Source organism: Flavobacterium sp. CECT 9288 (assembly GCF_918731615.1).
Classification (GTDB): Bacteria; Bacteroidota; Bacteroidia; order Flavobacteriales; family Flavobacteriaceae; genus Flavobacterium.
In genome coordinates this window covers 950656-963852 of sequence record NZ_OU957226.1, presented here as the reverse complement: position 1 = coordinate 963852, position 13197 = coordinate 950656, and the positions used below count along the sequence as shown (strand labels likewise).

General features: G+C 33.1%; 11 protein-coding genes. 4 read left to right on the top strand and 7 right to left on the bottom strand.

Annotated features, from left to right (window positions below; genetic code table 11):
- Positions 1-10: 10 nt before the first annotated feature.
- The 6 genes from LQ189_RS04295 to LQ189_RS04270 form a co-directional block, all read right to left on the bottom strand.
- Positions 11-808, bottom strand: coding sequence for a DUF3575 domain-containing protein (locus tag LQ189_RS04295; protein WP_230154506.1), 798 nt, complete (start codon positions 806-808; stop codon positions 11-13).
- A 48-nt stretch (positions 809-856) separates the two neighbouring features.
- Positions 857-1165 carry a hypothetical protein gene (locus LQ189_RS04290; RefSeq protein ID WP_086455536.1) on the bottom strand — a complete coding sequence of 103 codons (309 nt, stop codon included), beginning with the start codon at positions 1163-1165 and terminating at the stop codon, positions 857-859.
- A gap of 201 nt (positions 1166-1366) precedes the next feature.
- Complete coding sequence (locus tag LQ189_RS04285; RefSeq protein WP_230154504.1) at positions 1367-2833, bottom strand: lipopolysaccharide biosynthesis protein; 1467 nt, start codon at positions 2831-2833, stop codon at positions 1367-1369.
- A gap of 38 nt (positions 2834-2871) precedes the next feature.
- Positions 2872-4161, bottom strand: coding sequence for a glycosyltransferase family 4 protein (locus tag LQ189_RS04280; protein WP_230154502.1), 1290 nt, complete (start codon positions 4159-4161; stop codon positions 2872-2874).
- Between the two features lie 61 nt (positions 4162-4222).
- Entirely contained in the window at positions 4223-6640 is a 2418-nt protein-coding gene (locus tag LQ189_RS04275) for a YfhO family protein (protein ID WP_230154500.1), read from the bottom strand.
- 53 nt (positions 6641-6693) lie between these two features.
- On the bottom strand, positions 6694-6978 hold the full coding sequence (locus LQ189_RS04270) for a DUF4834 family protein (RefSeq protein WP_230154498.1): 285 nt from the start codon (positions 6976-6978) through the stop codon (positions 6694-6696).
- A gap of 132 nt (positions 6979-7110) precedes the next feature.
- Between LQ189_RS04270 and LQ189_RS04265 the strand changes: the two genes are divergently transcribed.
- Complete coding sequence (locus tag LQ189_RS04265; RefSeq protein WP_230154497.1) at positions 7111-8070, top strand: transporter; 960 nt, start codon at positions 7111-7113, stop codon at positions 8068-8070.
- A gap of 22 nt (positions 8071-8092) precedes the next feature.
- On the top strand, positions 8093-9211 hold the full coding sequence (locus tag LQ189_RS04260; protein ID WP_230154496.1) for a GTP cyclohydrolase: 1119 nt from the start codon (positions 8093-8095) through the stop codon (positions 9209-9211).
- 68 nt (positions 9212-9279) lie between these two features.
- Here LQ189_RS04260 and LQ189_RS04255 read toward each other — a convergent pair whose 3' ends face one another.
- Positions 9280-10542: a pyridoxal phosphate-dependent aminotransferase family protein gene (locus LQ189_RS04255; protein ID WP_230154495.1), complete on the bottom strand. Its 1263-nt coding sequence runs from the start codon at positions 10540-10542 to the stop codon at positions 9280-9282.
- 265 nt (positions 10543-10807) lie between these two features.
- On the opposite strand from LQ189_RS04255, the gene LQ189_RS04250 reads away from it, so the two are divergent.
- Complete coding sequence (locus tag LQ189_RS04250; protein ID WP_086454205.1) at positions 10808-11572, top strand: NYN domain-containing protein; 765 nt, start codon at positions 10808-10810, stop codon at positions 11570-11572.
- A 96-nt stretch (positions 11573-11668) separates the two neighbouring features.
- A complete protein-coding gene (locus LQ189_RS04245; protein ID WP_230154494.1) occupies positions 11669-13174 on the top strand; it encodes an FMN-binding glutamate synthase family protein in 1506 nt (501 codons plus the stop codon).
- The last annotated feature ends 23 nt before the right edge of the window (positions 13175-13197 follow it).

The following is a 13197-nucleotide window of genomic DNA, read 5'->3' as shown; positions in this document are numbered from 1 at the left end:
AATAAGTTATTTAGAATCGGTATCCTAAGCTAATTCCGCTTCTTACACCACCCCATGGGCCACTTACAATGATCTTAGCACCACGAGCATTAACCTCTGTTTTTATATCAGATAATGGAAGTTCAATGTTATCTAGTTCTTTTTTCAACTCTTGCTGTTCAAAAGTTGTTAAGTTTCTATCCGTTATTCCCACAAAATCACCTTTTGAAGTACCATAATGAGGACCTACGATCCACCAATCAAGGATGATATGTTTCCCTAAATGAAATTGTGCACCAAGCTGTAATCCAAAGGAATTAGCAGTCAATTCACCGCCCATTGCAAGATTTTGCTTTGTTACTCCTGCAGGTTCACTACTAAAAGTGAAATTTACATTGGTAATATCATACCTTACATTTCTGTAGAATGGAGCTACATAAAAACCTTTTCCGTATCCTTTTCCTAAGTAAAATCTAATCTCTGGAGTAAAAGCTTTGTAACCCAATTCTGCATTTTCAAAAATACCTTGAGTATCTTCGCTATCTGCTGTTAAGTCATTTAATTGTGTTCTAAATGGAACTGCTCCTTTTGGAATAAAACTATACCCTACAACAAGTCCAATGCGCTTAGTAAGACTTCTTTCGTATTGCAACTGATAGTTTCCAAAAATTAAACTGGTTAAACTGATTTTAAAGTTGTTCTTTTTTGGAGAATCTACATCATCACTGATAGTGATACGTTCTTTACTATCAATTTCTCCAGGAGATTGTGCAACAGCAATACTAATGTTAAACAGCACAGCTGCAAGGATAAGTAATTTACATTTCATAATGAGTCTATTAAAATATTTGAATATTGATTTCAAAAATAATAAAAATTATCCCATGTAGCATTTTTCTTCAAATGGATTTCCATCCTCATCAATCGATATTAAAATCTTTTTAGCTTTTGATGAAACTTGCGTAATGTAAATCCATACAAAAGACCATAACCCTAAAGTTGCACAAAAAATTGCAAAATTATAGATGTGGTTTACTTTCTTTTTCTTTTTCAATAATACCGCATAAGGAAGTTTATCATTGCGTTCTACGACTACAAATCCTTCTTTCGTTTTTCCTTTCAAAAGATTAGAAAATTTAACCAAGTTAGCATTTGAACTTTCTGCTTGTGACGTTGTATGTATCATTTAAATGAGTCCTTTTGTACTTTATATTATTTTATAATGCACCACAAAATTACCATCTTAATCACACACCAACAATACCCACTTTTAGTGATATTTCAATTATTTTTAATGAAAAATTCAAACTAGAAATACAAGAAAAATTTAATAACAAGAAATAGACTAGTATCCTATAAAATTAGAGTTCACAGTTGCGATTAATCTTTACAAAAATTTTATTTTTTTGAGAACCATATTTATAGCATCATTGATCTCATTTGAAACAACAAATTTGTAATTAACATAAACATACAATACTGTAATCAAGATTGATTTTAGTAAAATATTTAAAATAGGATTAAAAGGAAAATCCCAAAAATAAAACATAAGAAACAACAAAAATGTTATTGCTAGTGAATGTAAAGTTTGCTTTGTAAAAGGATATAAGTGCAATCTTTTGACAACAAAAAGCAATTTAGCGATACTGTACAATGTTATAGAAACCAATGTAGCAAATGCAGAACCCATAATCCCGTAAAGAGGAATAAAAATAGCATTTAAACCAATGGCTACCACTACAAGAAATACACCTAAAAATAAAACGGCACGATAGTATTTTGTATTGAAAATGATTGCATTATTATTCCCTAGAATTAAATCAAAGTACTTAGAAATTCCAATCATAAAAACCACTAATATTCCTCCACTATATTCCTTCGGAACAATTTCATACAACTGATTAATATTAACAAAAATACCTAGCATGACATAGCCACCAACAACTTGCAGATTTATAGATGTTTTTTTATACAATACATTCAACTCCGTGAGTTTGTTATCGTGCATTAATTTTGCAGTAATCGGATAAACAATTTGATGCATGGCTCGACTAGGAACGGATATCACTAACGCTATAAAGGTTGCAATAGAGTAATACGCAATATTATCGATAACCATGTATTGGTTAAGCATAATTTTATCTCCATCCAAAAGTAAATTGGCAACACTACCTGATAAAATGATATAAAAAGTATACTCTAAAATGTCTTTAACGTTTTTAGGTACCGCGATTTGAAAACTAGGCATCTTGATATAAAAAGCATAAGCCATAGTGACTACAAGTGCCAAAAAATAAATTCCAGCAGTAATGTAAATAAAATCTACAATGGTAATCCACTTATAATAGACTCCTACTAATGCTAGTAATGACAACAATCTAAGCCCAACCTCTTTAATAAAATTACCAAAAACGGAGTGCATATGCACTCGTGCCCAAGCATAAAATATTTCGAAATATGCCATTGATAAACCTATAAACGGTATCAACCAAATAAAATCTTTTACAATTGGATTTTTTTTAGAAACAAAAAATAAAATGTCATCAAAAAACAAAAAACCAATAAAGATTAATGGAATCGATAACAATAGTGGAAACAAAACCGTAAAGGATAAAAACTGAGCTTTCTCCTCATCTGTTTTGTATTGAGAATAAAACTTGACTAATGTGTTTTGCATTCCTATTGCAAACAAAGGCATAATCACATTGGCAACAGATAAAATATAATTAGCTAGAGCATAATACGTAGCACCTAAAAAAATAGGATATAAATAAAGTGTATTTAATGCTCCTATCCCAAAACCGGCGTAGGTAATTATGGTATTCTTTAATGATTGATTTAATACTATTCCCATTATTTAATGATTGTAAAACACAAACAGGCTTTACTTTACTATATTTTGTTAAGCAATTGAACTAATTCTTTAGTAAGGTTTTTTCTAGAATAGTTATGTAAACCAACTCCATTGGATTGCAACCTTCCTTCTAAAAATTGATCATAAAACTCTAAAATTACTCTTTTAAGTTTCATTTTCTCAGAATAGTCAAAAAATACACCTGTGTTGGTATTCGTAATAATTTCAGCAAAATCAGAATCTTCAGGCCCAATTGCTATAATAGGCCTATTGGAAACCATGTATTCAAAAAGTTTCCCTGGGATAATACTTTTAGTATCTTCAGAGTTGATTTCGATTAGCAACAAAACCTGTGACTTTCTTTGGTGCGCAATAGCTTCTGCATGTGAAACATAACCCAGATTATTCAAATATTCTTTTAACCCGAATTGAGAAATCGTTTCTAAAACTTCTTGACTGACCGCGCCTATTAGTTTTATTTCTAAATTCAATTTAAAACTAGGGATTTCCTCTAGCAGTTCCAGCAGCACTTCCCATAACATCTTTGGATTTCTCTCAGAGAGAAAAGAACCAATATGTGCTAAGCTAAATTTGACATCTAAAATTTGTTTTTCAACTTGCTCTGTATCATAACCATTGGTAATTACCGAAATTGGTTTATTTGTAATCGCTTGAAATTCCATTTTAGTAGTTTTACTCGTTACAATAACCGTATCAGCAGCATTCAAAACTTGATGCTCTAAAGCTTTATGTTTCTTGGCGGCAAAACTTGATAATCGCAAAGATTTATGATACCCTATTGTGGTCCAAGGATCTCTAAAATCAGCAAACCATTTTAGATTTAATTTTTGTTTTAATTCTAATCCAATAAGATGCAAACTGTGTGGCGGACCCGAAGTAATAATGGTATCAATATCATTTTCTAAAATGTATTTTTCTAAAAATGATACTGATGGTTTTACCCAAAAAACGCGGGCATCAGGAATAAAAAGATTCCCTCTAACCCAAAGAAAAGTTTTATCAAGAAAAGATTGCTTTTTTTGATTAGGAATAATCCCCGAATTCATTTTTTGAGTTTTATTCTTGGATAAAAAAGAGGCCAATTGATAAGGCTCAAAAATCCTATGCTTGATAATAATTGCTTGATCTGACACCTCACTTACAAGATTTTGATCTACAATAGGATAGGTAGGATTCTCCGGAATATAAACAACTGGCTGAACGCCAAAATCTGGTAAATACTTTACAAACTTAAGCCAACGCTGTACTCCTGGTCCTCCCGCCGGTGGCCAATAATAGGTAATTATTAAAACTTTATTATTTTTCAATTTATTCCTGTTGAATTAAAATATTCCTGACAACTACTCCGAAAAAATAAAACAACATGAACTAATCAACGTTCTTCTGGATCTTCTTTTTTTCGTAATAAATTCCCCCAATCAGTAGTAATAATATTCCAACTCCGCTTATCAGCGTAATCGTACTACCCGTTTTTACTACTTGAGGCTCAAATTTAAATTCAATTTTGTGTTTTCCAGCTGGTATTGGCAATCCTCTTAAAAGATAATCAACTCTCAAATGATCTACTTTTTTATCGTCAATGTAAGCATTCCAACCCTTACCATAATAAGCTTCAGAGAATACGGCGAAGCCTTCATTTTTATTGGTAGCAGTATACTTGATGTAATTGGGTTTATACGTAACTACAGATATTTTAGCCGCACTATCTTTGGCGAAAGCCGTATTTTTTACTTGAAACTCCTTTGTATTAATGACAACCGTATTTTTTGAATCTAATTTATCCAAAGCTTTCATTTCGGCATCGGGAGAATTAACTTGTTTCACCTGACTTACAAACCATGCATTACCATTGGCATCAGGGTTAGCAACCGGAAACTCTTTCCCTTCCTTATCTTTCTGTATCAAATACTTCACATTAAGCATGTTCAGCACTTCGATATTGTTTTTTACAATTTGATAATCCAGTAATTGCTGCATTCTTCTTGGTCTCACAGCACTGTAACCCCCAATAGATTTATGAAAATAAGAGGCTCTAGCACCCATAATATCTCCTACCTCAAATACTCTATAATTTGAAGTATCTTTTAAAATTTCCGCATCTGATGGAGATTCTTGGAAAGGAGCTTCTACTTGGTACTTGCTCACAAAATCTTTACCTGAAACATAATTTTTAGCAACAAAAAACAAGTCAGAAACCATCAATAGACCCACGATTACAATAGCAGTATTCTGTGCAAATCTCTCCTTTAAAGACAGCCACAAAACTCCAGCTACCAATATTATAAAGAAAGCAGAGCGAAGCAAATCTGCACTAAACAAACTCATTCTATCTTCCTTCAAAGCGTTGACAAAGTCAGGACCATAGCTTTCTTGAAAATACGCATCAGTACCACCAGAAAAACTAAACATGCTTTTACTTAAAAACAAAATAAGAAGTATACCTAAAGAAAGAATTGTTGTTTCATACAAAGATTTCCACTGCGCATTTTTATCTGATTTGAAATACGATTGCAATCCCATTATTGCAAGTACTGGAAAGCACATTTCTAAAACTACCTGAATAGAAGACACTGCTCTAAACTTATCATACAACGGTATGTATTCAATAAAAAAATCAGTTAATAGAGGGAAATTTTTTCCCCAAGAAAGCAGTAAGGAAACAAATGCGCCTGCTAAGAAAACGTATTTAATTTTTCTTTGGTCTAAAAACAAAGCCATCACTGCCAAAAAGAAAACTACAATTCCTATGTAAGCTGGTGCTGCCACGATGGGTTGATCTCCCCAATAAGTAGGCATTCCTGAGACAAAATCAGTTGCTTGATCCTCAGGAACTCCTTGTCCTATCATGAACTCAAACATGTGACTATCCTTGCCTACTTTTTCATTATTTGAACCTCCAAAAAGACGAGGAGCAATAAGGTTAAAGCTTTCCATTACGCCATAACTATATTCGGTAATATAATCTTTAGACATGGATGAAGTAGTCTGGTTTTTAGTCCCATCAGGGTTAAAAGTAAGCTCACTTTTGCCTCTGATACTGAAATTAGTATATTCAGAAGTAGCCAATAAGTTAGTTGCATTGGCACCAAGCGCAAAAATACCAGCAACTGCTAGAACTCCAAAAGAATATAGTAACGTCTTATATTCTTTATCCTTTATGTATTTATATATAAAATACCCTGAGAGTATTAAAAGGAAAATCAAGAGGTAATACGTCATTTGAAAGTGATTCGCATTGATCTCTAATGCTGTCGCAAAAAGTGTGATCAATCCACCCAACACGTATTTTTTTTGGAAAACCAAAATAAATCCCGCAACAACAAGTGGCATGTACCCAATTGCATGTGCTTTTGCATTATGCCCTACACCCAAAATAACAATCAAATAAGTGGAAAATCCAAAAGCCAAGGCTCCGAAGAAGGCCTTTAGAGGATCTATTTTCAGCACTAATAATAATGCATAAAAACCTAAAAAGTAAAGAAATAAATAATCAGCAGGACGAGGTAAAAATCGCAATGCATCATCCAGAGCACCAATATAATCATGCGAATATTTGGCTCCTAATTGATACGTAGGCATTCCACCAAACGCAGAATTAGTCCAATACGGTTCTACATCATTTGTGGCTCTAAAATCGTTTTGTTCCTTGGCCATGCCTGTATATTGAACAATATCCGATTGGAAAATTTGTTTTCCTTGCAAAACTGGATAAAAGTAAATCAAGGAAACAAGAACAAAACCAAAAATGGCAAGAGCGTGTGGGTAAAACTTATTAATTATTTTCAATTTATAATGTATTGGATTTAATAAATGTATTGATGTGGTTCAAGCAAAACGGTTTAATCTATTTCTTCATAGTCCACGTAATCCCCTACTTTTTTAGTCTCGCGTGGTTTTTTTACGTTTTCTGTGCTATAAATTATTTCATCTTGTTGCTGCTGTTGCTGCGTATTGTTCCAAGATTTTTGCTGATATTGCTGTTGTTGCATGTTTTGACTTGCTTTTTCTACTACTTTTTTTATAATTAATGGCAAAAAAAGTTTTGCTAAAAATTTGAATATGTAGTAAAATGCAATGATAAATAAAATTGTATTTAAAACACTTTTAAAAGAAGCTGTTTGCATAAGGGTAATTTTTTCCAAAAATAATAAATTCAGAACTATATTTGGGGACAAAATTAAGATATCATTCTTAATTAAATGATAAATTATAGTACTTTTGAAAAGCTATGTTAGACAAAAACAAAAAAAACAATCATGCGAAAATTCAAATCATTCCTTGTAGCGGCTCTTTTTGCAATTCCAAGTATTCAATATGCACAGTACACCGATGAAATAAACTCTAATAGACCCGGAGAAACCATGTCTGCATTTGCCGTGGGTAAATCAGTTATTCAGGTTGAAACAGGAGTTTATGGAATCAATCAAAAACACAATTTATTGGGGTATGAAGCAAATGGTTTTGGTCTTGATGCCACATTGCGCTGGGGTTTGTTTCTGGAACGTTTAGAGTTGATAGCTGATATTCAATATCAAAATGAAACGTATACTTCTTTGTTCAGCAAAACGGCCATTGCTGATTTTAAACAACTTGTTTTAGGAGCAAAATATTTAATTTACGACCCTAATAAAAATTATAAGAAAAAAGTAAACCTATATAGTTGGAAAGCAAACAAGGCGTTTCACTGGCGTCAATTAATTCCTGCTGTTTCAGGTTTTGTAGGCGTAAATTATTCGGCAGAGAATAATCCGTATGCGTTTTCAAACAGAAACCCAACCGAAAGTAGATATCCTGCTCAATTCTCGCCAAAAGCAATGTTAATTACTCAAAACAATCTAGGTGACGGAAGATGGGTTTTAGTTTCAAATTTCACTGCAGATTATATTGGTACAGATTTTCCTAGCTATGGTTATGCCGTTACACTTACACGTGGTTTTAATAACAAATGGTCTGGTTTTGTAGAAAATCAAGGTATAAAAAGTGACTTGTATGCAGATGCCATCATAAGAGGTGGAGCAGCTTATTTACTCAACAAAAACATGCAAGTAGACGCTTCAATAGGCTCTAGTTTTAAAGAAACTCCATCAGCTTTATTCGGTGGAATAGGTTTTTCATGGCGATATGATGGCAAATACAAAGAAGTTCGCATTGATGTAAAACCAGACAAAAAAGAAGCTAAAGCTAAAAAAGTAGCCAAAAAAATTAAAAAAGGATAATAAAAACATTCTAAAACACAACATGATTACAATACACGAAGCCGTATCAAAAAAAGAATTAACAACGTTTATTAAATTTCCTTTTTCCCTTTACAAAAACAATCCCTACTGGGTTCCGCCGCTTATTGCTGATGAGCTCGAAACATTTGATAAAACAAAAAATCCAGCTTTTGAAAATGCAGAAGCCTATTTTTATGTAGCCAAAAAAAACAATGAAATCGTTGGCCGAATTACAGCAATAATTAATTGGAGTGAGGTAAAAAACCAACAGAAATTAAAAGTACGTTTTGGTTGGTTTGATGTAATTGATGACATCGAAGTGACAAAAGCTCTATTAGAAAAGGTTTACGAACTTGGCAAAAAAAACAATTTAGATCATGTAGAAGGACCTATGGGATTTTCAAATCTTGACAAAGTTGGGGTTATGACTGAGGGTTTTAATGAAATTAGCACCATGATCACGTGGTACAACCATCCTTATTACGCAAACCATTTTAGAGAACTAGGATTTAAAGTTGAGAAAGAATATTTAGAGAGTAAATTTCCTTTTGAAAATGTAAAACTTGAGTTTTTTGAAAAGGCAAATGATTTGGTTAAAAAAAGATATCAATTGAGTCCGTTGAACTTTAAAACCACAAAAGAAGTAATGCCGCACGTAGATAAAATGTTTGATTTATTCAATAAATCCTACGCTTCCTTATCCTCTTTTGTAGCTATTTCTGATACACAAAAAGAGTATTTCAAGAAAAAATACATCAGCTTTATCAATCCTGAATTTATAAAGTTTGTAGAAGACAAAGATCATAACATTGTCGCTTTTAGTATCGTAATGCCTGATTTTGCTGAGGCTTTACAAAAATCCAAAGGGAAGTTGTTTCCGTTTGGGTTCTTGCACATGCTAAAGGCTAGAAAACAAAGTAAAAATGTGATTTTTTATCTGATAGGTGTACTACCCGAATATCAAAACAAAGCTGTTACTGCCATTCTATTCAAGGAATGTTATGAAACATTTAAAGAAAAAGGGATTCTAAACTGTTTTAGAACTCCTGAACTTGCAGATAATGTTGCCATTCAAAATCTATGGAAACATTTTGACCCTCAAGTACACAAAAAGCGTTGTACTTTTAGAGCTGAATTGTAAACATTCAACCATAAAAAAACCATCTGCTTAAAAGTAACAGATGGTTTTTATAATTTTAGAATAAGATCTTAAGCGTCTAAATCAACTGTAGTTCTACTTGCAATGTCCTTATAAGTACCATTTTCTAGTTTTTCACGAATAGCTTCAAATGCTGTCAATGTTTCATTAACATCATCAATAGTATGTGAAGTTGTAGGTATCATACGCAATAAAATAATTCCTTTTGGAATTACAGGATAGATTACAATACTTAAAAAGATACCATAATTTTCTCTTAAATCATTTACCATCACCATAGCTTCTGGAACACTTCCTTCAAGATAAACTGGAGTAACACACGTATTAGTATCACCAATATTAAAGTTTCTCTCTTTTAATCCGTTTTGTAATGCGTTTACATTTTCCCAAAGTTTATCTTTCAATCCTGGGTTGTTACGCAACAATTCCAATCTTTTTAAAGAACCAATAGTTTGAATCATTGGCAATGCTTTGGCAAACATTTGAGAACGTAAATTGTATTTTAAATAATCAATAACGTCTTTATCAGCTGCCACAAAAGCACCAATATTAGCCATGGATTTTGCAAATGTAGAGAAGTATACATCAATACCATCTTGACAACCTTGTTCCTCACCTGCTCCAGCTCCTGTTTTACCTAAGGTTCCAAAACCGTGTGCATCATCAACTAACAAACGGAAATTGTACTTTTCTTTTAAAGCAACAATTTCTTTCAATTTACCTTGTTGTCCTCGCATACCAAAAACACCTTCGGTAATAAACAAAATCCCACCACCTGTTTCAGTAGCCATTTTAGTAGCACGTTGCAGGTTTTTCTCCATACTTTCAAGATCATTGTGCTTGTAAGTATATCTTTTTCCACTGTGCAAACGTACTCCATCTATAATACATGCATGTGCGTCTACGTCATATACAATAATATCGTTACGTGTCACTAAAGCATCAATAGTGGACATAATTCCTTGGTATCCAAAATTCAATAAGTAAGCTGATTCTTTCATAACAAAAGTGGCTAACTCATTTTCTAACTGCTCGTGATATTTTGTATGACCACTCATCATTCTTGCGCCCATAGGATATGCTGCTCCATACTGTGCAGCGGCATCTGTATCAGCCTGACGAACTTCAGGATGATTGGCTAAGCCTAGATAGTCATTCAAACTCCAATTCAAAATATTTTTACCTCCAAACTGCATTCTAGGTCCCAACTCACCTTCTAATTTTGGAAAAACAAAATACCCTTCAGCTTGTGAAGCCCATTTCCCTAGAGGACCTTTATTGTTTTGAATTCTTTCGAATAAATCTTTTACCATAATATGTAAAGTAATAATTTTAATTTTAAGAAGTTGCAAAAATAATTATTTAAATTTTATAAAGGACTTGAAAGTAAATTTATTTTTCAAGCATTCTATTTGTACAAAAATTCGATCATTTCAAACCATAAAATTTAAAAAAAGCAAAACTCAAACTTCAAGACTCCCTCTTTACAGTGCATTTTTGAACAAATCAAATGCAAAACATTCCAACCATAACACAATAAACTTTGTATATTTGACTTACTAAAATAAATTTAAATTTATGTCTAACAATACAAAGGAATTAAAACTAGCGGTACTTATTGATGCTGACAACGTTCCCTACAGTAATGTAAAAGGAATGATGGAAGAGATTGCTAAGTTTGGTACGCCTACTACAAAACGCATCTATGCCGATTGGACAAAACCAAATGCTAGCGGTTGGAAAAGCGTATTATTAGAACATGCCATTACTCCTATACAACAATACAGTTATACGGTAGGCAAAAATTCCTCAGATTCAGCCATGATTATTGATGCCATGGATTTACTCTATTCCGATAAGGTAGATGGTTTTTGTATTGTATCTAGCGACTCTGATTTTACAAGACTTGCCATTCGATTGCGAGAATCTGGAATGAAGGTCATAGGAATTGGCGAACAAAAAACCCCCAATTCATTCATTGTAGCCTGTGACCGATTTGTGTACATTGAAGTCTTGGACGGAGCAATCAAAAAGAAAGAACCAAAAAGAACAGCAACTGATCCTAAAAAACCATCTCCTAAAAGCTTAAATAAAGTAGATCTGCAAACTATAGAATTAATTGAATCTACTATTGAAGATATTGGTGATGATAGCGGATGGGCGTTTCTAGGTGATGTTGGAAATTTAATTGTAAAAAAGAAACCCGAGTTTGATCCAAGGAATTATGGTTTTTCAAAACTAACTCCGATGTTGAAATCCTTAACAGATATTCTTGAAATAGATGAGCGCGACTCAGATAAAAAAGGAATCAAACACGTTTATGTACGTTTACGATTTAGTTAACATCTTTTTTACTTTTGGTTGCCAATATTAAAAACATTTTTAACAAGAACTTATCCATTTTGAATACAAAGCCATTTTCAAATTGAAATTTAATATATGAGAACAAAATTTTTCCTTTTTGGTTTCCTTTCTTTGCTAGTAAGCGTGATCATAAACATCTATTTTCAAAAAGTATACTTTCTTAGTTTCATTTTATTATTAATACTAATTATTGGAGTTTACAACAGCGTTCAAACCAAGCATACCATATTAAGAAACTTTCCTGTTTTAGGATACTTTAGGTATTTATTTGAAAGTATAGCACCAGAAATACAACAATATTTCATAGAAAGAAATACCGATGGCAAGCCTTTTTCAAGAAATGAAAGATCATTAGTCTACCAAAGAGCAAAAAACTTAAGCGCTACAACAGCTTTTGGAACACAATTACATCTTAATCAACCCGATTACGAAGGCATCAAGCACTCCATATTCCCTGTAAAAGTTAATGAAGAGCTACCCCGAGTAGTTGTAGGAGGACCAGATTGTAAACAACCGTATTCAGCTTCTTTACTCAATATATCCGCGATGAGTTTTGGCTCTTTGAGCGAGAACGCAATCATTGCCCTTAATAATGGCGCAAAAAAAGGCGACTTTTATCATAACACAGGCGAAGGAGGTTTAACGGAATTCCATCTTCAAGGCGGAGCAATTGTTTGGCAAATAGGAACTGGATATTTTGGATGTAGAGATAAGCATGGAGCATTTGATGTTCAAAAATTTTCAGAAAAAGCAAATCTCCCATCTGTAAAAATGATAGAAATCAAACTATCACAAGGAGCTAAGCCCGGTCATGGCGGAGTACTTCCTGCAAGTAAAAACACTCCATTAATAGCTAAGATACGAGGCGTAGAACCGCATACGACTATTCTATCACCACCGAGCCACTCTGCTTTTCATGATGCAAGTGGTTTGATACAATTTATAAAAACACTTAGAACGGCATCAAATGGAAAACCCATTGGCTTTAAACTGTGCATTGGAATAACCGAAGAATTTGAAGCCATTTGTCAAGAAATGATAGTACAAAATTGTTTTCCAGACTTTATAACGGTTGATGGTGCAGAAGGCGGAACCGGTGCTGCACCACTAGAATTTTCTGACGGAGTTGGCATGCCATTAGAACCAGCGCTTATTTTTGTAAATAAAACATTGACTCAGCTCCATATAAAAGATAAAATAAAAATTATCTCTAGCGGAAAAATCATTACCGGTCATGCCATTTTAAGAGCCATTGCCATGGGAGCAGACATTTGCAATACTGCAAGAGGATTTATGTTCTCACTAGGATGTATTCAAGCCTTGAAATGCAACAATAATACTTGTCCAACAGGAGTAGCCACTCAGGATAAAATGCTAATGAAAGGATTAGTGGTAAGTGACAAGTCTGAAAGGGTTTATCATTTTCACCACAATACGTTACATGCTGCAAACGAACTTTTGGCAGCGTCAGGTAAATCTAGTTTTCAAGATGTTGACAGTAGCATTTTTATGCGTGGTGATGAGTTTACCAAATTATCTGATTTATATTTCCCTGATAATTTAACCCGAGTTTCAAATTAAAAAAATTTAGTATCTATAAATTT